The following is a 21,812-nucleotide window of genomic DNA, read 5'->3' on the forward strand; positions in this document are numbered from 1 at the left end:
CTGGGGCGGAGCGGAGTGCCGCAATTGGCGTTACCAGCGAAGAGCTGATTACAGTGTGCTTTCCGGCGGCTTGCTGTGCTCTAGCGGGGTGACGCGTGGTCGAAAGCAGGATCTCGGTCGAGGACTGGCCCGCCGAGTGCGACGCGCTGTTCCAGGCCCTGCCGGTCGCGGCGGCCATCATCGACAACCACGGGCGCGTGCGACGAGCCAACGACGCCCTGTGCAGCCTGCTGGAGTACTCGCACGAGCAGATCACGAATCTGCGCGTGCCCGAGCTGCTCCACGCGGGGGAGTCCTCCGAGGACCTCGCCGCCCGGGCCGCGGACCCCGCCCTCGCGCCCGGGGGCCTTTTCCGCGACCAGCGGCGGTTCGTCGACGCCACCGGGACCAGCGTGTTCTGCGACGTCTTCAGCACCATCCGGACCGACAGCGAGGGCCACCGGGTGTGGGTGACCTCGTTCGTCAACGTCGGCCAGCGCCGGTCCCTCGTCCAAGCGCTGCGCCACGAGGCCACCCACGACGAGCTCACCGGGCTGCTCAACCGCAAGGGCACCCGGGAACTGCTGGAACAACTCCTGGCCGACGAGTCCGACGATGATCGGCAACTGGGAGTGCTGCTTTGCGACATCGACAACTTCAAACGCGTCAACGACGCGTTGGGCCACGAGGTCGGCGACGAGTTGCTGGTGACCGTCGCCGAGCGGTTGCAGGAGGGCCTGCCCTCCGGGTGCACCCCGGCGCGGCATTCCGGTGACGAGTTCTTCATCGTCTGCTCGGACCTGAGGGCGGCCGGTGGGCTGGACGCCCTTTCCGAGCACGTCCTCTCCTTGCTGCGCACCACCGTGGTCGCCCGGGGATGTTCCATCGGGGTGTCGGTCTCGGTCGGAGCGGCCACCGTGCCCCACGCGGGCAACACCGCTGCCGATCTCCTGCGGTTCGCCGATGCGGCTCTGTTCCAGGCCAAGGACCAGGGCCGGGACCGCGTCATCTGCGCCGATGCCGGCTTGCTCACCTCCATCGAACAGGACGTGGCGCTGGAAGGCCAGTTGCGCCCGGCCCTCGAGCGCGACGAGTTGTCCCTGCACTACCAACCCGTCGTCGACCGGCGCGGTCGTGTGGTCGCCGCCGAGGCGCTGCTGCGTTGGCCGCACCCCGAGCGCGGATTGCTGCACCCGGACGTGATCCTGCCCGTGGCCCGCCGCGCCGGCCTGCTGGGCGAACTCGACCGATGGGTGCTGCGCACCGCAGTGCACCAGGCGGCGAACTGGCCCGCGCCCGGTGCACGCCCGATCGACGTCGCGATCAACCTCGGCAGCCAGCTGCTGCACGATCCCGCGTTCCTCGAGACGGTCATCGCCGCTGTCACCGAGGCAGGCCTGGCCTGGCAGCGGCTCGGGCTGGAGATCACCGAAACAGACCTGCTCGACCTCACCGCTGCGACGCAGAAAGCCATGACCGACCTGGTCGACCGCGGGGTGCGGTTCGCCATCGACGACTTCGGCATCGGCTACTCCTCGCTGGCCCGCCTCCAAGAAATCCCCGCCCAGGTACTCAAACTCGACCGCACCTTCACCGCCGGCCTCGAACACGCCCCCATCGCGACCGCCGTCGCCCGCTCCGCCCAGACCCTCGCCCACGCGATGGGGGGCTTCTGCGTGGCCGAAGGAGTGGAAACCCGCACCCAACTGCACCGACTGGCCGGTCTCGGCTACGACACCTTCCAGGGATTCCTCTTTTCCGGCGCCGTTCCGAACTCCGAACTGGCCACACTCATCACCCGGCCACCCACCCCGTGATCCTGCCCTGGCAGCGGCGAGCGCGGCACCACCCACCCCGCCGCGGAACCCGTCCGAACGAGATGCCCACGCATCCGCAGGCGGGCGAGCCAGCACGCCCGGACCGGCGTCTACAGGGCTCGATGACGGTGGTCGTTGCCCGCTTGCCGGGTGGTCCACCGGGCCTCAGTGGTCTCCTCCACCCACGAGGCGGCTACGAATCCGTCGTCGAAGAGCTGTACCGCGATGTGCTCGGCGGTGTGCCGCTCGGGGATGGCGGTGACGAACACGCGCGGCTTTGCACCGCCGCCGTTGGTTCGATACAAGACGTCGTACACAGCGCTCAGCCTCCGGTCCGTGCGCGGGGTGTTCCGAGACTACCGCTGTCGCCGGTGTTGCGGCGGCGTGTTGAGCCCCAGGAAGTCCCTCGCCATCTTGTTGGTCTCCGCGCCGTGCACGTGGACGGAGTGCAGAATCCCGTTGTAGACGAGATCCCAGAGCTCCCCTTTGAGTTGGAGGTCGTTGAGCTGCGTAGAGAACTCGTTACCGTGGCGGTCCTTCAGCTCGAGGTACCGTGCTGCGCCACCCGTGGTGGCGGTGACCTTCACCAGTTCGTAGGTCTTGATGAAGGAATTCTTGCCGTAGCAGAGCCAGTCGGCGCCTGCTGAAATCCGGGTACTCCGGTTGTAGAACCAGAAGAAGACCAGGAACGGGACCATGATGGCCCACAGCACCCAGCTCGTCATCCAGACGAATCCGCCGTCGCGCACGGTGAGGAAGCCGACGAAGATGACCAGCGCGATCCCGATGAAGGCACCGCCACGCCCCCTCGTCGGGTAGAACCATTCCAAGATCGGAGTTTCGCCCTCCGGAGGCCGAGGAACCTTGTTCGCGCCGTTTTTGTGCTTATCCTCTGGCCTCTTCCAGTCCGGCTCAAGCGGTGCGCGCGGAGGACGTGGCTCGCCGGTTCGGGAGTCCGGCTTCGGGGGTAGATCGGTTTCACGCATGGTTGTCACTCGTCCTAGAACAGATCACTCGCCCAGTCGCCGACCGCGCTAGCGGTGTCCCCAACCGCTCCAGCGACGTCGTCACCCCACTCCTCAACGGCGAAACCAACACCGACCGAGGCAACGGATCCGAGCCCGACAGCCCAACCAACAGGACCACCGGCGGCAAGTACAGCGGCGGAGGCACCTGCGCCTGCGGCGTACCCCCCCAAGACCGGAAGCAACGCTTGTTGTCGGATCCTTGCCTGCGATCGTTGCATCGTAGCCGATTCCCAGGGCGGTAACACCAAGACCGACGACGGGTAGTTTGCTACCCACCTTGAGGCTTCCTCGTAGGAACTTGTTTCCAACCGTGCTCGGGTTGATCTTTCCATTGAGGTTGGCTTGCAACAGCGCATTCGTTCGCGAGCCCAGCTTGTCGACCAGCCGGGCAGTCCGCGTCGCCGTGGCCTTGTTTTCTGCTGCGGCCTTGGCGGATCATGCGCACCGCCTGGGACCTCGCCGAGAACGAAGACCTGGCCGAGCTCAAGCTGCGCCACTGGGCGCACATGCTCGCCTTCCGCGGCCACTTCCTCACCAAATCGAAGCGCTACTCGACCACCTTCAAGCGCCTGCGCGGCGACCGCCAGCGCTTCCGGCTGGAGGAGAACCTTGCCGAGCTCGGCGTGGCCGAAGACTCCGTGCTCGTGGTCAACCACTGGCACATGACCCACATCGGCCACGCCAGCGACGAGGAACGCGAACTCGCCGAAGCCATCGGCGACCGCACCCGCGAACTGCGAAAGCTCAAGTACGCCAACGAAAGGAGAGAGTGACCATGCTGCGCAACCTCTGGGGACCCACCGACGTCGCCGACTACCTCGGCGTGCCCGTGCAGACCGTGTACCAGTGGCGACACAAGGGCTACGGGCCTACGTCGCGTCGAGTCGGTAAGCACTTGCGCTATCGGCCCGAGGATGTCGAAGCCTGGTTCGTCGGCTTGGAGGGTTGATCGTGGCGAGCATCCGGAAGCTTCCGAATGGACGCTGGCAGGCGCAGTTCCGACCGGTGGCCGGTGGCAAGCAGATCACGAAGACGGCTCGTAGGAAGATCGACGTTCAGAAATGGCTCGACGAGCAGACGGCCGCTCTCACCACAGGCCAGTTCGTCGACCCGCGAGACGGCAAAATCACGTTCTCGGAGTACTTCGAGCAGCGGGCAGCTCGTCAAGTGTGGGTTCCGGGCACGGATCGTGCGATGAACCTCGCAGCCCGATCGGTTACCTTCGGCGATGTCCCCATCGGGAGGATACTTCGCTCGCATGTGGAGCAATGGGTCAAGCACATGCAGACCGAGCAGCACGGCTACGGCAGGGACTACGGGCTAGCGCCCGGGACGATTCGAACTCGGTTCAACAACGTGCGAGCGGTCTTTCGCGCCGCTGTCCGCGATCGGATCATCGCGAGCGATCCCAGTGAAGGGGTCCGGCTGCCTCGCAAGGACAAGTCGCCTCTGAACATGCCCTCCTCTGAAGACGTGGGCAAGCTGCTGCACTGCTCGGACCCCTACTTCCGCCCCTTCATAGCGTTGTGCGCTTTCACAGGGCTACGCCTCGGGGAGACGGCAGCGCTCCGAGTCGAGGACATCAGCCTCGAAGAACGGACCCTGCGCGTAGTTCGACAGGTGCAACGTGCGGGTGGACAAGAGGTCGAGATCCGGGCCCCGAAGTACGGGTCGCACCGCACCGTCTACCTCGCTGATGGTCTCGTCCTGAGGTTGAAGGAGTACCTCGAGGAACACCACTCGGGCAGCTCCCCGGGGGAATGGCTGTTCCGCGGCGAGGAGGGCAATCCACCCCATCAGAACACTGTTGGCTACTGGTGGCGCAAGACCCGGAAGGCGGCAGGTCTGGACGAGGTCCGGCTGCACGATCTGCGCCACTTCTACGCGTCGGGCCTCATCGCCGCCGGTTGCGATGTCGTGACGGTTCAGCGCGCTCTCGGGCACTCGAACGCGACGATCACGCTCAACACCTACGCGCACCTGTGGCCGAGCGCGGAAGATCGAACCCGCAACGCGGCGGCACAACTGATGGACGGTGTGCTCCGCGCATGACCGTCGCCGGGGCCGGACCAGTGCCCTCCCCCGACTCAGCTCCGGCCCACCTCGCCGGCAGGGCTCCCCGCGGTTCGACCGCCGGGAGCCCTCATGCGTTGACCCGGGGGCGTTGCTGGCCGGTCCAGCTCACGACCGCGCTGCTGACGAACGACTGACGAACGTCTCCCACCATCAGATCCGTGCCCTGGGAAAAGGCGCCGGATCAGACGTTGAACCTGAACTCGACCACGTCGCCGTCCTGCATGACGTAGTCCTTGCCCTCCATGCGCATCTTCCCGGACGACCGGGCGGCCTGCGTGGAGCCCGCTTCGACGAGCTCGTCGTAGGAGATGATCTCGGCCTTGATGAACCCGCGCTCGAAGTCGGTGTGGATGACGCCGGCGGCCTGCGGCGCGGTCCAGCCCTTGCGGATCGTCCACGCGCGGGCCTCCTTCGGCCCGGCCGTCAGGTAGGTCTGCAGCCCGAGGGTGTGGAACCCGGCGCGGGCCATCGCGTTCAGACCCGGCTCGTTCTGCCCCACCGACTCGAGCAGTTCGCGCGCCGACTCCTCGTCGAGCTCCTTGAGCTCCTCCTCGACCTTCGCGTCCAGGAACACCGCGTCGGCCGGCGCCACGAGATCGCGCAGCTCCTGCTTCTTGGCCTCGTCCGCGAGCACGCCCTCGTCCGCGTTGAACACGTACAGGAACGGCTTCGTCGTCAGCAGGTTCAGCTCGCGCAGGTCCGCGGAGTCCTCCATGCCGGCGGCGAACAACGTCCGACCGGAGTCGAGGATCTCCTTGGCCTGCTTGGCCACGTCCAGCGCGGGGCGCTTCTCCTTGTGCGTGCGCGCTTCCTTCTCCAGCCGCGGCAGCGCCTTCTCCAGCGTCTGGATGTCGGCGATGATCAACTCGGTGTTGATCGTCTCCATGTCGCTGGACGGGTCGAGCTCGCCGTCGACGTGCACCACGTCCGGATCGTCGAAGACGCGGATGACCTGGCAGATCGCATCGGCCTCGCGGACGTTCGCGAGGAACTGGTTGCCCAGCCCCTGCCCCTCGGACGCGCCCTTGACCAGACCGGCGATGTCCACGAACGACACCGTGGCGGGCAGCGTGCGCGCCGAGTTGAACATCTCTGCGAGCTTGTCCAGGCGCGGGTCGGGCAGCGGGACCACGCCCACGTTCGGCTCGATGGTCGCGAACGGGTAGTTCGCCGAGACGACCTCGTTGTTGGTCAGCGCGTTGAACAGGGTGGACTTGCCCACGTTGGGCAGGCCGACGATTCCAAGGGTGAGGCTCACGCCCGCCAGTCTAGGAGCCGGTGCGCGCGTCGACGGCCCCCGGTCCGCGGCGGTGTGCGGCATCTCGCCCACGCTGCGCCGCCGGTTGGGCTGTCAACCGCGCCCTCGGAGGGCACCGCCACCAGGCCGAGCGCACCAGGTCAGCCGTCCTCCCGTTCCCGCTGGTCGTCCTGGTCGCCCTGCTGGTCGCCGTCCTGCTGCTGACCGTCGCCCTGGCCGCCCTCCTGGTCCTGCTGGCCGCCCTCCTGGTCCTGCTGGCCGCCCTCCTGGTCCTGCTGCTGCTCGCCGGGCCGCTCCTGGTAGCGCGTATCCTGATCACCGTCCTGACCGGGCATCGTGTCGTCGCAGGCCGCAGCCCCGAACGCGCACACCCCCGCCAGAGCCAGCCCGGCCGCTTTAACCAGGCGCGATCCCTTCCGCCGCGTCGTCGCCATGGGGCGAGACTAGTCCTCACCGCGACGGGCGCGCAGTCCCTCGCCCGGACGGAACCGCCCGCGCGGACCCCGCGGACGGAGCACCGCGATGTCCGATTCCCGCTGGTGGAGGCCGCTGCGGCGGTGGCAGGATCGAGCTGTGCTGGTGGGAACGGAGCAGGCGTACCGGGCAGTCGCCGCCCGCGACACCCGTTTCGACGGGTGCTTCGTGCACGCCGTGCGCTCGACCGGCATCTACTGCCGCCCCTCCTGCCCCGCGCGCACCCCGCACCGCGACAACAGCGTCTTCTTCCCCACTTCCGCCGCAGCGCACGCGGCCGGATACCGCGCGTGCCGCCGCTGCCTGCCCGACGCCGTGCCCGGCTCGCCCGAGTGGGACGTGCGGTCGGACCTGGCAGGGCGCGCGATGCGGCTGATCAACGACGGGGTGCTCGACCGCGTCGGCGTGCGCGGACTGGCGGCGGAGCTGGGCTACTCCACCCGCCACCTCACCCGCGTGCTCACCGCGGAACTCGGCGCCGGACCGCTGGGGCTCGCCCGCGCCCACCGGGCGCACGCGGCGCGCCTGCTCATCGAAACCACCGAGCTCGCGTTCAGCGACATCGCCTTCGCCGCCGGCTTCGCCAGCCTGCGCCAGTTCAACGCCACCGTGCGGGAGGTCTTCGCGGCCGCGCCGACTGAGCTGCGCCACCGCGCTCGGCACGCGAGCGCTCCGGCGGGCACCGGGCGGATCCGGCTGCGGTTGCCGTTCCGCGAGCCGTGCGACCTGGACGGGGTGCTGCTGTTCCTGCGCGGGCAGGCCGTCCCCGGCCTCGAGCACGCCGGCACCGGCGGCTACGCCCGCACGCTGCGCCTGCCGCACGGCGCGGCCGTCGCCGAGGTGCGCCCGGAGGAGGCGCACCTGGCGTGCACGCTGCGGTTGACCGACCTGCGGGACCTGGGCAGCGCGGTCAACCGCGTGCGCAGGCTGTTCGACCTCGACGCGGACGCGGCCGCGGTCGCCGAGGTGCTGGGGGACGACCCGGCGCTGGCACCGCTGGTGCGGCGGCGCCCCGGTGCGCGCGTGCCGGGCAGCGTGGACGGGGCGGAAACGCTGCTGCGCGCCGCGCTGCACACCCCCGGCGCGGAATCCGGTGCGCAACGGCTCGTCGCCGCGTTGGGTGCACCTCTGGACCTGGACGGCTGGTCCGGGGACGAGGACTGGCCCGGGGACGAGGAGCCGCGCCTGTTCCCCGAACCGGCGCTGGTCGCCGACCGCGGTGCCGAAGTGCTGGGCCGACCTCCGGCGGTGGCGGGCCGGGGAGTGGAGGCGCTGCGGGCGGTGGCGTCCGCGCTGGCCGCGGACGACCTGCGGGTGCACCCGGGGTGCGCGGCCGGGACGCTGCGCGCGCGGTTGCGCGAGCTGCCCGGCCTCACCGCGGAGACCGCGGACGCCGTGGCGGTGCGGGTGCTGGGCCTGCCCGACGTGCTGGTCCCCGACCGCGCACTGCTGCGCGGCGCCGAACTCGCCGGGCTGCCGAACGATCCCGCGGAGCTGCTGGAGCACGCGCGGCGCTGGCGGCCCTGGCGTTCCTACGCGGGTGCGCTGCTGCGGCAGAGCGCCCGGATCGCAGCGGAAAGGACACCGACATGTACTGGTCCACAGTAGACACCCCCACGGGGCCGTTCAGCGCGGTCGTGGACTCCGAGGGCGCCGTGCTCGCCTCCGGTTGGACCGCCGAGCTCGACGACCTCCTCCCGCTGATCTCCCCCGCGCTGCGCGCGGGAACCCCGCGGTGGACGGCCGACCTCGGCGCCATCGGCGAGGCCGTGCGCGCCTACCACGACGGGGACCTCGCCGCCGTGGAGGACATCGCGGTGCGGCAGCGCTCCGGCCCGTACTTCCAGCACGCCTGGGAAGTGCTGCGCAGCGTGCCCGCCGGCAGCCCGATCACCTACACCCGCTACGCGGACCTGACCGGACGTCCACGAGCCGCGCGGGGCGCGGCGTCGGCCTGCGCGAACAACGCCGCAGCGCTGTTCGTGCCGTGCCACCGCGTGCTGCGCAGCGACGGCTCGCTCGGCGGGTTCCGCTGGGGCCTGGAGGTCAAGCGCTGGCTGCTCGAGCACGAGCGCTCCGCCGCCGGCTGCGGCGCCGAGGAGGACGCCGAGACGGCCGCGGCGCTGCCGTGAACCGCGACCTCCTCCGGGAGGCTCGCCGCGCCCCGCACGAGGAAGTCCGCCCCGTACCGACCGGAGCGAACACCGCCTTCAGCGGGGAACACCGCACCAGGCTCCTCCCCGCAGTGCCGGGCACCGCGGGGAGGACTGGCAGCGCACGCCGCTGCGCCGACCTGCTCAGCAGACGTGTTCGACGCTGGACCCGGCGCGCGCCTTCCGCACCCGCAACCGCACCGGGATGCGCTGGCGCATCTCCTCCACGTGCGACACCAGCCCGACCACGCGGCCACCCGCGCGCAGTTCGTCCAGCGTGTCCATGACCATGTCCAGCGCGTCCGGGTCGAGGCTGCCGAAGCCCTCGTCGATGAACAGCGTGTCGAGCATCGCCCCGCCCGATTCGGCGGCGACCACGTCGGCCAGTCCGAGCGCCAGCGACAGCGAGGCCAGGAAGGACTCGCCCCCGGAGAGCGTGGCGGTGGGCCGCACCTGCCCGGAGTAGTCGTCGAGGACCTCCAGGCCGAGCCCGCCACGCTTGCCGCGCTCACCCGCGGCGTCGGAGTGCACGAAGGAGTAGCGCCCGTCACTCATCCGCTGCAGCCTGCGGGTGGCGGCGACGGCGACTTCCTCCAGCCGTGCGGCCAGCACGAACGAGCGCAGCGACATCCTGCGTGCGTTCTGCCCCTGCCCGTTGACCACGTCGGTCAGCGCGTCGAGCTCGGCGAACTCGGCGCGCAGCGGGTCGAGCTCCGCCCACGCCGCGCGCAGCTGCTCGGCGACCTCGCCCAGCTGGCGCTCGCGCTCCTCGGCCTGCTGCGCCGCCGCGGCGGCCCGCTCGGCGCGCCCCTGCTCCGCGGCGTACTCCCGCTCGGCGGACTCGACGTCGACCTCGGCCCCGGCATCCACGTCGGCCAGTTCCGGTTCGGCCAGTGTGGACCGAGCACCGGCGGCCTGTTCATCCACTCGGGACAGCTCCTGTTCGAGCTGCGCCTGCCGCTGCTCGTCCCGGTGCGCGTCGAGCGCTTCGGACACCCCGCCGAACCCGGCGCGCACCGCGGCATCGGCCAGCGCGCGCTGCTGCTCGGCGAGGTGCTCGGCGGCGTCGTCGCGCGCGGTGCGGGCCGCGACGAGCGTTTCGAAGCGCTCCGCCCGGTCCTGCAGGAACTCCCGCCGCTGCTCGATACCGGCGAACTCGCCCCGCGCCTCGCGCAGCCTTTCCGCGCGTTCGGACACAGTGGACTGGAGGTTGCCGCGTTCGGTGCGGCAGGCGGCCAGGTCCGAACCCGTCCGCGACAGCCGCGCGCCCAGGTCCTCGGCCGCGGTCTCGAGCTCGGCGACCGCTCCCGCGCGGGCCTCGTGCTCGCCGGCGGCGGCCGCGAGCCCCTCGGCCTCCTCGCTGAGCGCGGCGACCTCGGCCACGAGCCCGTCCTCGGTGCGCTCGCCGAGGCGTTCCCGCAACCGCTCGACCTCCCCGCGCGCGGCCTGCTCGGCCTGCTCGGCCGTGCTGCGCCGCTGCGCGGCCCGCTGCTCCGCGGACCGGGCGCGCTCCTCGTCGTCCGGGCCGACCTGCTCGGCCACCTGCCGGGCCGGTGCGGGGTGCTCAACCCCGCCGCACACGGCGCACGGCCGGCCGTCGACCAGCCCGTCGGCCAGCTCCGCGGCCATGCCGGCCAGGCGGGCCTCGCGCAGCCGCTGCAGTTCGTCGCGCGCCTGCTGGTGGGCGTCCACCGCGGCGCCGCGCTCCCGCTCGGCCCCTGCCAGCTCGCGCTGCGCGGCGGGCAGCGCACGCGCCTGCTGGTGCAGCTCGGTGCGCTCGGCCAGGCGCTCGCGGACCACCTCCAGCCGGTGCCCGGCGCGGGCCGCCTCGTCGAGCTGCTGCCGCGCGGTCCGCAGCCGCTCCGGCAGCGCGGTCTGCTGCGCGTGCAGGTCCTCCTCGGCGGCGACGAGCTCCGCGATGCGTTCGTCCAGCTCGGCCACTCCGCGCTCGTCGGCGTGCTGCTGTTCCGCCTCGGCGGCGAGCTCCCGCAGGCCACCGGCCTGCTCCCGGTCCGCGCCCGCGCGGCGGCGCAGCTCGGCGAGCTCGGTCTCCGCCTCCGCGCCGGCGCTCTCGGCAGCCCGCCGCACCTGCTCGCGCGCCTCGGCCAGCGACCTCTCGGCGCGCTGCACCGCCTCCCGCGCGGCCACGGCGGGAACAGCGCTGCGCGCCGCGGACAGCTCCGCCCGCCACCGGTCGTGCTCGTCGCGCCGCCGCTGGAGCTCGTCCAGCACCTGCCGCGCCTGCCGCACCCGGCGCACCCGCTCGGCCGACGCGCGGCGCTCGGCCAGGCGCTGCTCCGCGGCGTCGCGCGCGCGGCGGGCGCGCACCCGCTCGGACTGCTCCTGCTCGCGCTCGCGCGTGGCGGTCTTCTCCGCCTGCTCCAGCCAGGACCGCTCGTCGGCGACCTCCGCGGTCCCACCGGTGCGCGCCCCGCCCGGGCTCGTCCCACCGGGGCCGGTCTCCCCGGGGCCGGTCTCCCCCGAGGCGGTGCCGGCGGAGCTCGCCTCGTCCGGACCGTGCCCGACGACCTGCACCGCGCGGGCGAGCAGCTGCCGCACCTGCTGCTCGGCCCGCTCGGCCGCGCGGGAGCGCTGCGCGCGGTGCTCGCGGAACCACGTCTCCACCCGGGCGAAGCGCTCGGTGCCGAACAACCGCTCCAGCAGCTTCTCCCGCTCGGCCGTGTCCGCGCGGAGGAACTTGGCGAACTCCCCCTGCGGCAGCAGCACGACCTGGAAGAACTGCTCCGCGGTCATCCCCAGCAGCCGCTGCACCGTGCGGGCGACCTCGTCGATGCGGGTCGCGCCTTCGGCCGCCTCGCCCTCCGGGGGCGCGCCCAGCCAGGTCAGCGAGGCCGTGGCCTGCTTCTTCGTGTAGCCGGAACCGCGCTTCTTCCGCCGCCGGTGCTCGGGGCTGCGCTCGACGCGCATCCGGTGGCCCTGCACGGTCAGCTCCAGCACGACGCTGGTGTGCGCGTCCGCAGCGGCCGTGTCGCAGCGCAGGCGGCGCCCCTGATCGCGCGCCCCCGGCACGCGGCCGTACAGCGCGAAGGCCACCGCGTCCAGCACCGTCGTCTTGCCCGCGCCCGTGTCACCGTGCAGCAGGAACAGGCCGTCGGCGGAGAGCGCGTCGAAGTCCACCACCTGATGAGTCGGGTAGGGGCCGAACGCGGAGAGCTCCAGCCGGTGCAGCTGCATCAGTCCACCTCCGCCCGCACCGCGCGCAGCGCCTCGTCCAGCAGGGTCCGCTCCGACCCGGTGGGGCCGCTGCCGCGGCAGTCGGCCAGGAACTGCTCGGCCAGCTCGACGTCGTCGCGCCCGCGCACCGCCTCGGAGTAGCGCAGTTGCCCGGTGGCGCGGCCCTGCTCCGGTTCCCACTCGAGGTGCACCGCGTGCGGGAACCGCTGCTGCAGCCGCCGCATCGGCTCGAGCGGGCGCACCTCGTCGGTGAGCACGGCCGAGACGTAGCAGTCGGTCGCCTCGGCGTGCTCCGGGGCGCTGAGCAGCTCCTCCAGCGGTCCGCGCAGCGCGGCCAGGCGGCGCGGCACCGGCAGGTCCCGGCGCCGCACCTCGCCGAGCCCGCCCGCGTCCAGCTCGGCGATCCAGACGCACTTGCGGTGCTCGCGCTCGGCGAAGGAGTAGGCCAGCGGGCTGCCCGAGTAGCGCAGCCCGTCGCGCAGCACCTGCGGTCCGTGCAGGTGGCCGAGGGCGACGTAGTCCACCCCGTCGAACGCGGAGGCGGGCACCTGCTCCGCGCCGCCGACGGCGACGGTGCGTTCCGAGCCGGCCCCCTCGCCGCCGGTGACGAAGGCGTGCGCGAGCACGACCGAACGGGTGCCCGCGCTGCGTCCCGCCAGATCCGCCCGCACGCGGTGCATCGCCTCGCCCAGCACCGCGGCGTGACCGCGCTGCTCGGGCGCGGAACCGCCCACCACCTCCGCGGTGTCGCGCAGCACCTGCCGCGCCGGGTCCGGTTCGAGGTAGGGCAGTCCGTAGACGGCGACCGGGCCGTGCTCGTCGTGCAGCAGCACCGGTTCGTGCAGCTCGGCGATGCGGGTGCGCAGGTGCAGCCCGCCTGCGGCGGCGAAGTCGGCGAACGCGCCGACCCGCGCGGCCGAGTCGTGGTTGCCCGGCGTGATCACCAGGCGGGCCCCGGTGTCGGCGATGCGGCGCAGCACCCGCATGCACGTGCGCACCGCCTCCTGCGACGGCACGGCGCGGTCGTACAGGTCACCGGCGACGACCACGACGTCGACGCGCTCCTCGGCCGCGATCCCGGCGATCTCGGTGAGCACGGACTCCTGGTCGGCCAGCAGGTCGCGGCCGTGGAAGGTGCGGCCCACGTGCCAGTCGGAGGTGTGCAGTACCCGCATGCGGACCAACCTAACGGGGCGGGCCGGCGGGATCGGCCGACCGGTGCGTCCGTGTCGGGAGGGCCCCGACGCGCCCGCGGCGATCCGGGCGTCGCGCACCGAGCCGGGGCGGGGCATGATCGAGCGGACGCACCCGCCGCGAAGGAGGTCCGTTGACCGGCATCCTGCTCACCGTCGTCGTCGTGCTGGCGCTGCTGTTCGCGGGCGCGCTGGCGCTGCTGTGGCGGTTGTACAGCGACAGCGCGCGGCGTGCCGACGAAGCGCTGCGCATGGTCGAGGCCGAACGCGCCCGCACCACCGAGCAGCAGCACGCGCTGCGCCGCTACGAGGTGGCCTTCGCCTCCAGCACCGGCCGCGGCGAACTCGGGGAACAGGTGCTGACGGAGACGGCCCGCTCGCTCGGGCTGCGCGAGGACGTGCACTTCAGCCTGCAGACCGACCTCGCCGGGGGCGGTGCGGCGCGCCCGGACATGGTGCTGACCGTCGGCGGCGGGCGGCGGGTGCCGGTGGACGCCAAGGCGAGCCTGGCGGTGTGGGCCGAGGCGATGGAGACCGACGACCCCGCCGAGCGGGCGGAGGCCCTGCGGGTGCACGCGCGCAACCTGCGCACCCGCGCCGGCGAGCTGGCCGGCAAGAACTACCACAAGTGGGCGGACGCGATCTACGGCACGATCATGTTCGTGCCCTCGGACGCGGCCCTGGTGGCCGCGCTGGACACCGATCCGCAGCTGCTGTCGTGGATGCTGGAGCGGCGCGTCTTCCCGTGCGGGCCGACGGGTTTCGCGGTGCTCGCCTCGGCGGCGCTGTTCGCCGCGACCGAGCAGACGCTGACCGAGGACATCGAGCACATCCGGGAGCAGGCCGTGCGGGCGCAGCGCTCGGCGCACCAGGCGGTGGAGGCGGTGAACCTCTCCAGCACGCACCTGCAGCGCTTCGCCTCCGCGCGGCGGCGCGAGCTCGACGCGCTCGAGGCGTTCCGCACCACCGTTCGGCCGCTGGCCGAATCGGCCGGGTCCGGTGAGATCACCGCGGTGCGCCGCGACGAGGACGGCATCGCCACGGAGCTCGACCCCGGTGAGACCGAGCGGTCGCAGAACTGAACGGAGTCGCGCACCCTACAACCCGGCGATGCGCTGCTGCTCGGCGAGGAAGTGGGCGGTGTCCCGCGTCGAGCCGTACAGGCCCCGGTAGTGCCGGTAGAACGCGTCGTAGCGCTCGGTGCTGTCCGGGTCCGGTTTGACGACGTCCACGATCGGGTTCCACTCCTCCGGCCCCACGGCGGTGTTCGTGGCGATGCCCGCCAGCAGCGCGTCGCCGTAGGAGGCGCCCACCGTCTCCGCCGGGACCTGCTGCTCCAGCCCGGTGATGTCGGAGACGATGCGGGTCCACAACCCGCCCTGGGTGCCGCCGCCGACGGCGACGAGCCGCCGCGCCCCGGCGCCCACCTCGCGCATGGCCTCGAGGTTGTGCCGCACGCCGTAGCCGGTGCCCTCCAACGCGGCCCGGTACAGCTCGGCGCGCCCGTGCGTGGTGGTCAGCCCGGCGACGACCCCGCGCGCGTCCGGATCCATGATCGGCGTGCGCTCGCCGGCGAAGTACGGCAGCACCAGCAGCCCGCGGCTGCCCGCGGGCACCTGCCCGGCCTCCTCGACGAGGTCGGAGAACTCCCCGGCGACCAGCCCCCGCAGCCAGTCCGTCACCGCTCCCGAGGTGGCCATGCCCGCGGCGAGCGTGTACGTGCCCGGGAAGGCCCCGCAGGTCCCCCACAGCACCGGGTGCGGGCGCGGCTCCGAGAGCACCTGCACGAAGAACATCGTCGTGCCGTACATGAGCATCACGTCACCCGGCTCGCGCACACCCGCGCTCGCGGCCTCGGACCACGCGTCGACGGTGCCGGCGGTGACCGGAAGCCCTTCCGGCAGGCCGGTTTCCGCGGCGGCCTGCGCCGTCACCCGCCCGGCCACCTCGGTCGGCCAGACCAGCTCGGGCAGTCGCATCCCGCCGACGATCCGCTGCGCCCGGTCCGCGGCCCACTCGCGGCGGGCCAGGTCGTACAGCGGGTCGCACTGGCTGGCCGAGTGGTGGTCGAGCACGTACTCCCCGGTCAGCCGGTGCACCAGGTAGGAGCTGCACATGAGCAGCTTCTCCGCGCGGGCGAACGTCTCCGGTTCGTGGTTGGCCAGCCAGCGGACCTTCGGCCCCACCGCCTGGCTGGACAGCGCGGACCCGCCGCGCGCGAGGACGTCCTCGGCGCCGAACTCGGCGTTGAGCTCGTCGATCTCCGCGGTCGCGCGAGTGTCCACACCGTACAGGATGGCCGGGCGCAGCGGGTTGCCGCCGGCATCGGCGGGCAGGAACACGGGGCCGATGCCGCTGAGCCCGAGCCCGACGAGGTGCTTGCCCTCCGCGGCCGGCAGCAGCTCGGCGAGCAGCGCGCGGAAATCGCTCCACCACACCGCTTCCGCGTCGTGCTCGACCCAACCGGGGTGCGGGTAGGACGTCTCGTGCCGGCAACTGGCCCGCGCGAGCACCTGCCCCCGCGTGGTGACCAGGGCCCCCTTGGCACTGCCGGTCCCGATGTCCACGCCCAGCAGCACTTCCTCAGCCACGGCCGCACTCCCTCCTCTCGCACCGGGCGCGCCCGCCCCGGCGCGTCCCGTCGGACTCCGGTCATTCTCGCAGCGCGGGGAACCCGCCGGGCCGCGTCACGACCCGCCGAACACGAGCGGGGCCAGGTGCACGCCGCCCTGCCCCCACCCGGCGGAGCTGACCCACCAGCGCCCGCCGGCGCGGAGCACCTCGGCCGCGTGCGAGGGGACGTGGCCCACCCGCTGCGAGAGGTCGAAGTGCAGCGGGTCGACGCCGGCGAACACGTCGGTGCCCACGTAGCCGCCGCGCGGGCCGATGAACAGGTACCAGCTCCCGCCGCGCTCGAGGACGAACGGCGACTCGGTGGGCCCGCCCCACGTCCCCCGCTCCTCGTCGCGGAAGACGACGAACCGCTCGCTCCACCGCAGCAGGTCCGCGCTGGTGCGGCAGGCCACGACGTGGTTCCCGCCAGCCGGTTCGCTCGTGGCGGTGTAGAACAGCAACCACCGCCCGCCGCGCCGCACCAGCGCTGGATCGCGGGCGTCGTAGCCGTCGCGGAACAGCGGACCGGTGGGCAGGCGGCGCCACCGCCACAGGTCCGCGGACACCGCCGCGCTGATGGCGAAGCGCGTGCGGTCGTGCCCGCCGCCGCAGTAGAACATCCAGTACAGCCCGCGGTGCTCGACCACGTGCGGCGCCCACAGGACGGTTTCGCCGAAGTAGTCGGGATCGGCGGTCAGCGCCGGCGCGCGCTTCGTCCACGGCCCCAGCGGGTGCGGCGCGGTGGCGTGGGCGAAGGTGCGCTCGTCCATCGGCTCGGCCGGTTCGGGGTGCGTGATGCCGAACAGGTGCCACAGCCCGTCGCGGCCGCGGACGAAGCAGTGGTCGTTGATGTACCACGGGCGGTCCTCGCCGGCGCTCGGGTCGTAGACGCGGCGGTACTCGCCCGCGCTCACCTCCTCCGGCACGGCGCTCCCCTCCGCACCGGCCCGCGCCCCGCGGCCGCCGGCGAGCAGCGGGGCCGCGGCCAGCACGCCGAGCAGCGCGCGGCGCCCGGTCCGCGCCGGCCCCGGCGCCGCCGGCGTCAACCCCGGGTCCATTCGTCCACGCGGACGCCGAGCTGCTCGGCCGCGGCGCGCAGCGCGGCGCGGTGGTCGCCGGGCACGGCGTGGATGTGGTTCGCGCCGAACCGGGAGAGGAACACCTCCCCGGCAACGTCCAGCCGGGTGAAGGCGTGCGGCCACTCCGGCGTGGACTGGTGCATCAGCGCCTTGTTCGTGTCGTCGTCGTAGCTCTCGAACGCGCCGAGCATCAGCTGCAGCCGGTACTGGCCGTCCTCGCGGGTGAGCCGGCCGAGCGTCATGTCCCCGGGTGCGGCGACGTGCTGCACCGAGGCCCCGCCCGCGGGGAAGAAGAACACCTCGGGGTACAGGTGCACGTTGGCCAGGTTCACCGCTGGGTCATCGCTGCGGGCTGCGAACCAGGTGGCGTGCTGGCCCGAGTTGCACAGGTCCCAGATGTCGCGGTCGGCGTGGTAGTGCCGCACGTCGGCGAACAGCACCGGGGTGCCGGACACCGCCTTGAACAGCTGCATCGTCAGCGCGCCGTCCATGTCCGCTTCGGTGGCGCACACGTGCGGCTGCTTCGGCCCGTTCCAGTCGTACGGGTCGTTGAGGAAGGCCTCGGTGACGTCCATCGTCGCGAAGTTCTCCGTCAGCTCCGGCTGGGCCTTGATGCCGGAGAAGTCGATGCGGCGCTCGGCGATGATCTCGCGGATCGCCAGGTAGGAGCGGATCTGCCGCTCCAGCAGTTCCGGGGTGAGCTTGTCGCCGTCGTAGTGCACCCCGGCCGCGTGCCGCTCGAGCCACTCCCGCGCGCCGCGGGCTTCGGCGGCGTCGGCGCGTTCGGCGCGCAGCACCAGTTCGTACTGGTCGATCTCCTCCACGTCGATGCCGAACTGCCGCTGCCACTGGTCGGTGTTGGCCACGGCGGTGTTCATGCCCATCGGACGTCCGCCGAACCGGCCGAACGTGCAGCCGTGCAGCGATTTCACCGCGGCCGCGGCGGCCGCGCGCACGCCGATCGCTTCGAGGAGCGCGGGCTCGTCCGGTGCGCCCCAGGCGCGCGCGTGGGTGCGGCCGACCTGGTCGAGCGCACCGCCCGCGGCGAGCATCCCGACCAGGCCGGGTTCGGTCGGATCGGTGCTGGCCGCGAGCAGCAGCGGGCTGCTGGTGGCATCGGCGACGAGCATCGTGAAGTGCGGGAAGGACCAGACGGTGTAGTACAGCACCGTGAGGTCCACGTCGGCGGCGGCGACCTGCCGGGCGACGGCGTTCGCGGTGACGTTGGCGGCGACGAGGTCCTCGCCGACGACCACCTCGTGCCCGGCGCGCCGCAGCGAGGCCACGAGGGCGTCCTGTTTGGACCTGATGAAGTCGCTGTTGCGCTCGTGGACGTGCCCACGACCGTCCGAGATGCTGATGACGCCGATTCGAGCCACGATTCCTCCCACACGCAGACGGGCGCGGTGATGGTGCGCGGTGCCCGGGCCCGCCGCTGCGCCTGAGCGCGCCGCAGCAGCGGGCCGCCACCGCGGACGTGCCGGCCGATTCCGGTTGGCGCACTTCCACGAATCCGGCCACCGAAGGACGGTCGAGCGGTCGTGGTCGGCAAGCTAAGCACGCCCCGTGCGGGTGTCAAGAATATCGCCGCGCGATCACGCGGGCAGCGGATCGGCGTCGTGCGACCGCGATTGTGACCCGGTCCGGCGACACCCGGGCCGGTGGGCGCACGTCCCCGCGGCCGGTGCGCGGCACCGGGCCGGCCGTGCTGCGGCCGGTCCGGTGCCGCGCTCGTCGACCACCGGGGATCACCGGGAGAGCGCGGTGTAGCTCGCGGCCGACCACCCGGGCGCCCCGTCAACGGGGGCCAGCTCGACGCGCACGTGGTCCTTGCCCGCGGTCAGCCGCGCCGGCACGTCGAAGTGGTCCTGCAGCCAGCGGTGGTGCTCGTTGCCGCGCGGCTGCATCCACGTCCCCGCCGGTTCGCCGTCGACGCGCACCCGCACTTGCTGGTACGCCTGCTGCTGGTCGCTCATCCGCCGCAGCCGCAGCCCCCGGTTGTCCGGGTCGAGCGCCACGCGGAAGGAGACCGGCCCGGTGGCGGTGGTCGCCGTCCGCGTCCGCGGCTCCGGGGCCCGCCCGCCCTCGAAGCGCGCGGTCAGCGGCGCGCTGCGCTCGCCTTCGGCGGTGTAGCCGTGCAGCGCCCGGCTCACCGGGTCGCCGAGGTCGATCGCATCGGTGCGGTGCTGCTCGGCGGGTCGTCCGCCGTACCAGTACGCGGTGGAGCTGTACTCGCCCGGTTCGTCGTTGGCCGGGCCGTGCTCGATGCCGAACAGGCCGCCGTCGGAGAACGGCACCGCGTCGTTGTTCAACAGCCGGTAGGCACCGGTGCAGTCGTAGCGGCAACCGTCGGCGGAGCGCTCGTGCGACGGATTGCCCGCCAGCGGCATGGAGAAGGTCGTCCCCTCGCGGAAGTACCAGCCGCCCTCGTACAGGTCCTCGGTGCCGGTGCCGTGCCAGGCGGGCGTGGACGAGCCGTCGACGTAGAAGCGCTCGTCGCCCTCCAGGTAGTTGCGCTGGTTCGCCTGCGGGGTGTCCAACGAGTGCGGACGCTGCTGCTGACCCGCACCGCCCGGCGGGATCAGCCCGCGCATGCTGTGCGTGACCCCGTAGAAGGTGCCCGCCCCCTGCGCGTCGAGGAACGTCCAGTCCTGGCCCTGCGCGGTGCGCCCGCGGTGGTGCGTGGCGTGGAAGTAGCCGGCGTCGGCCGGCATCTCCGCGGGAGCGCTGGTGACTTCGCCGGTGGCCTCCGCGACGGGCACGTCGCTGTTGTTGACCAGCTCGACCTCGGCGCGCTCGCGGAACGGCATCGGCCACCAGGCCGTGAACCAGCCCCGGGCGGGGTCGATCGAGCTCATCATCGTGCGCACGTCGTAGGCGCCGAGGCCGGAGCCGAAGAACTCGCCGAGCGGTGCGTCCACTGTGGTGCGCCCGTCGAAGGTGATCCGCACCCGCGTGCTCTCCAGCAACCGCTTCGTCGCGAGCACGTCCTCCTGGGCGGCGGGGTAGCGCGCCACGCGCTTGCCGTCCTGCGAGCTCTGCCGCTCGATGCGGTAGTCGTGCGCCTGCTCCTCACCCGGGTGGTTCGGGCCCAGGTCGAGCACGTCGGTGCGGTGCCAATCGCCGCCGAGCTTGCTCCGCACGTCGTAGCGGTACTCGGTGACGCCGCGCTGCTCGTCCCCGGAGGCACCGGCGAAGCGGGTGCTGATGCGGACGCTGCTCTTGCCCGCGGTCAGCTCGGGCGGCACGTCGATCTCCTGCACGCCCCACTCGCCGCTGCGCGCCGCTCCGCCGTCCCACAGGCCCACGCGCTGCCCGTCGACGAACACCTCGGCGCGTTGCCCGGCGGTGCTCGGGTCGTAGCGGCGGCTCAGGCGGATGCCGTCGTTGCCCGGGTCGATCCGCGCGGTGAAGCTGCTGCCGCCCCCAGGGCCGTACGCGCGGCCGTCGTCGACCACCCGCGGGCTGGCGGTGATCTGCGGGATCCGCACGCGCAACCGGTCGATCCGGCCCGGCCCGCCGAGCTCGGCGATCGTCCGCGTCTCGCCGGGCGCCAGCCGGAAGTCCTCCCGCGTCGAGCGGGCCTCGCGCGCGGGCGGTTTCGGGTCGGCGACGCCGAACCGCCGCAGCCGTTCGAGCACGTCGGTGGCCGGGTCGGACGGGTCGAAGGTCCGCACCCCGGACGCGTCGGGGAAGGCGCGGTAGTCCACGTGGTAGAAGCGGGGGTTGTTGTCCACGGTGACCCGCATCGATTCGCGGTAGGGCATGGGAACTTTGATCACCGCCCCGCCGGAGGCGTCGGCGGCGTTGGCCACCAGCGGCCAGGAGAAGGGGTCGCCGAGCTTGCCGTCGACGACGTCGCGCAGCGGGGCGTCGAGCACCACCTCGCCGTCGAGCTCCACGGTGATGTCGCCGGTGCCGGTGACGTCGCCCATCGGTTCCCGGGTGAACCACATCGTGGAGATCTCCCCGGCTCCGGCGTGTTCGGCGATCACGCAGCCCTGGGAGCTCTGCCGCAGGCACGAGTAGGTTCCCTCGAACCCGTCGTCGTTGCCGCCGCTGCGGTCGAAGCTGGAGAACTGGAGGCTCTGCTCGTCCCCGCGGGACTGGGCCAACGCGTCGAGGTCCCGGTAGGCCTCCCAGCCGACCGGGCCGATCCGGTTCGGGGGTGCTGCCCCGGCGGGTGGGCCGCCGGTGCCCGCGTCGACCGCGAGCGCGGTCGCCGCGAGGAGCGCAGCGCCGAGGAGCGCACCGCGCCGGTGCCTCCTGCGCCGCCGACGGTGGTGCTGCGGTGCTGTCGCGTTGCCCATCGGACTCGCCCCTCCCCGCACTGATGTCCACTGCGGACAGCAGTGCTCGCCAACGGTGACGCACGGCGTGAACGGATCCCCGCTCGCGCGGCCGCTCCCGGAGCACGGGAACGGTCCTCACCGCCGAGGACCGCGTCCCCGCGGCCGGTTCGCGGAGATCAACTGAAGACGCCGACGATCGTCCCCGCTGATCGCGGTGCTCTCAGCGCGAGACCCGGGCCCGGGACCGCGAATCACACGAAGTGATGGTTGCCGCGCGCACCGGCAGCGGCAACCTCCAACCGAGTGTCATCTCCGGTATTTCCGGCACGTTCCCGCCGCGGCATTTTTGTCCACTATCGACATTCCCGGGACGGTCGTCGCGATCGCGGACCCGCCGCCTCCGGCGTCACGGCACGTGGCGGCACCGCGACGAACCGGAACGAGCGCAGGGGGCGCTTTCCCGCCGCGAGAGGGCGGCGGGACCGGCGCGAGTATGCGGCGCCTCACAGCGGCCGTTCCGCGAGAACCCCAGCGCAGGCGGAACCGGACACCGAACAGCGGGAACAGGTGAGCAATCTCCGCAGCGCACGCCCACCGATCGGGGAAGATGCCCGGACACGTCCCGCACATGGGCGCTGGACCGTTACGGTTGGAA

17 protein-coding genes are annotated in these 21,812 nt (G+C 72.6%); 7 read left to right on the forward strand and 10 right to left on the reverse strand.

Annotated features, from left to right (window positions below; all coding sequences use genetic code 11):
• Positions 1 to 95 precede the first annotated feature (95 nt).
• On the forward strand, positions 96 to 1,796 hold the full coding sequence (locus ACYVJE_RS00950) for a putative bifunctional diguanylate cyclase/phosphodiesterase (RefSeq protein ID WP_461142826.1): 1,701 nt from the start codon (positions 96 to 98) through the stop codon (positions 1,794 to 1,796).
• Between the two features lie 110 nt (positions 1,797 to 1,906).
• On the opposite strand, the gene ACYVJE_RS00955 is transcribed toward ACYVJE_RS00950, so the two are convergent.
• On the reverse strand, positions 1,907 to 2,113 hold the full coding sequence (locus tag ACYVJE_RS00955) for a hypothetical protein (RefSeq protein ID WP_461142827.1): 207 nt from the start codon (positions 2,111 to 2,113) through the stop codon (positions 1,907 to 1,909).
• Between the two features lie 39 nt (positions 2,114 to 2,152).
• Entirely contained in the window at positions 2,153 to 2,626 is a 474-nt protein-coding gene (locus ACYVJE_RS00960; RefSeq protein ID WP_461142828.1) for a hypothetical protein, read from the reverse strand.
• Positions 2,627 to 3,261: 635 nt separating this feature from the next.
• Between ACYVJE_RS00960 and ACYVJE_RS00965 the strand changes: the two genes are divergently transcribed.
• The 3 genes from ACYVJE_RS00965 to ACYVJE_RS00975 are packed head-to-tail and all read left to right on the forward strand — an operon-like array spanning position 3,262 to position 4,876.
• Positions 3,262 to 3,597 carry a replication initiator gene (locus ACYVJE_RS00965; protein ID WP_461142829.1) on the forward strand — a complete coding sequence of 112 codons (336 nt, stop codon included), beginning with the start codon at positions 3,262 to 3,264 and terminating at the stop codon, positions 3,595 to 3,597.
• A 2-nt stretch (positions 3,598 to 3,599) separates the two neighbouring features.
• Complete coding sequence (locus tag ACYVJE_RS00970; RefSeq protein ID WP_461143141.1) at positions 3,600 to 3,773, forward strand: helix-turn-helix domain-containing protein; 174 nt, start codon at positions 3,600 to 3,602, stop codon at positions 3,771 to 3,773.
• 2 nt (positions 3,774 to 3,775) lie between these two features.
• A complete protein-coding gene (locus ACYVJE_RS00975) occupies positions 3,776 to 4,876 on the forward strand; it encodes a tyrosine-type recombinase/integrase (protein ID WP_461142830.1) in 1,101 nt (366 codons plus the stop codon).
• Between the two features lie 205 nt (positions 4,877 to 5,081).
• Here the strand turns inward: ACYVJE_RS00975 and ychF are convergent, their stop codons facing one another.
• On the reverse strand, positions 5,082 to 6,158 hold the full coding sequence (ychF, locus tag ACYVJE_RS00980) for a redox-regulated ATPase YchF (protein WP_461142831.1): 1,077 nt from the start codon (positions 6,156 to 6,158) through the stop codon (positions 5,082 to 5,084).
• A 140-nt stretch (positions 6,159 to 6,298) separates the two neighbouring features.
• Positions 6,299 to 6,592, reverse strand: coding sequence for a hypothetical protein (locus tag ACYVJE_RS00985; protein WP_461142832.1), 294 nt, complete (start codon positions 6,590 to 6,592; stop codon positions 6,299 to 6,301).
• An 88-nt stretch (positions 6,593 to 6,680) separates the two neighbouring features.
• Here ACYVJE_RS00985 and ACYVJE_RS00990 point away from each other — a divergent pair, with 88 nt between their 5' ends.
• Together ACYVJE_RS00990 and ACYVJE_RS00995 are read left to right on the forward strand one after the other, a co-directional pair.
• Positions 6,681 to 8,240, forward strand: a complete 1,560-nt coding sequence (locus ACYVJE_RS00990; RefSeq protein WP_461142833.1) for an AlkA N-terminal domain-containing protein — start codon at positions 6,681 to 6,683, stop codon at positions 8,238 to 8,240.
• Positions 8,222 to 8,764, forward strand: a complete 543-nt coding sequence (locus tag ACYVJE_RS00995; protein WP_461142834.1) for a methylated-DNA--[protein]-cysteine S-methyltransferase — start codon at positions 8,222 to 8,224, stop codon at positions 8,762 to 8,764. Before ACYVJE_RS00990 ends, ACYVJE_RS00995 begins: the two co-directional genes overlap by 19 nt.
• 165 nt (positions 8,765 to 8,929) lie before the next feature.
• Here the strand turns inward: ACYVJE_RS00995 and ACYVJE_RS01000 are convergent, their stop codons facing one another.
• The gene (locus tag ACYVJE_RS01000; protein ID WP_461142835.1) at positions 8,930 to 11,980 is read right to left on the reverse strand and encodes an AAA family ATPase; all 3,051 of its coding nucleotides are present in this window, start codon (positions 11,978 to 11,980) and stop codon (positions 8,930 to 8,932) included.
• Complete coding sequence (locus ACYVJE_RS01005) at positions 11,980 to 13,155, reverse strand: exonuclease SbcCD subunit D (RefSeq protein WP_461142836.1); 1,176 nt, start codon at positions 13,153 to 13,155, stop codon at positions 11,980 to 11,982. The genes ACYVJE_RS01000 and ACYVJE_RS01005 overlap by 1 nt, the downstream gene beginning before the upstream one ends.
• A 152-nt stretch (positions 13,156 to 13,307) precedes the next feature.
• Here ACYVJE_RS01005 and ACYVJE_RS01010 point away from each other — a divergent pair, with 152 nt between their 5' ends.
• A complete protein-coding gene (locus ACYVJE_RS01010) occupies positions 13,308 to 14,255 on the forward strand; it encodes a DNA recombination protein RmuC (RefSeq protein WP_461142837.1) in 948 nt (315 codons plus the stop codon).
• A 15-nt stretch (positions 14,256 to 14,270) separates the two neighbouring features.
• Here the strand turns inward: ACYVJE_RS01010 and ACYVJE_RS01015 are convergent, their stop codons facing one another.
• From ACYVJE_RS01015 to ACYVJE_RS01030, 4 genes are all read right to left on the reverse strand, one after another.
• Positions 14,271 to 15,764, reverse strand: a complete 1,494-nt coding sequence (locus tag ACYVJE_RS01015; protein WP_461142838.1) for an FGGY-family carbohydrate kinase — start codon at positions 15,762 to 15,764, stop codon at positions 14,271 to 14,273.
• A 96-nt stretch (positions 15,765 to 15,860) separates the two neighbouring features.
• Complete coding sequence (locus tag ACYVJE_RS01020; RefSeq protein ID WP_461142839.1) at positions 15,861 to 16,832, reverse strand: family 43 glycosylhydrolase; 972 nt, start codon at positions 16,830 to 16,832, stop codon at positions 15,861 to 15,863.
• Positions 16,829 to 18,244: an L-fucose/L-arabinose isomerase family protein gene (locus tag ACYVJE_RS01025; protein WP_461142840.1), complete on the reverse strand. Its 1,416-nt coding sequence runs from the start codon at positions 18,242 to 18,244 to the stop codon at positions 16,829 to 16,831. The genes ACYVJE_RS01020 and ACYVJE_RS01025 overlap by 4 nt, the downstream gene beginning before the upstream one ends.
• Before the next feature lie 369 nt (positions 18,245 to 18,613).
• Positions 18,614 to 21,175, reverse strand: coding sequence for a glycoside hydrolase family 172 protein (locus ACYVJE_RS01030; protein WP_461142841.1), 2,562 nt, complete (start codon positions 21,173 to 21,175; stop codon positions 18,614 to 18,616).
• Between the last annotated feature and the right edge of the window lie 637 nt (positions 21,176 to 21,812).

Source organism: Salinifilum aidingensis, from assembly GCF_054782015.1.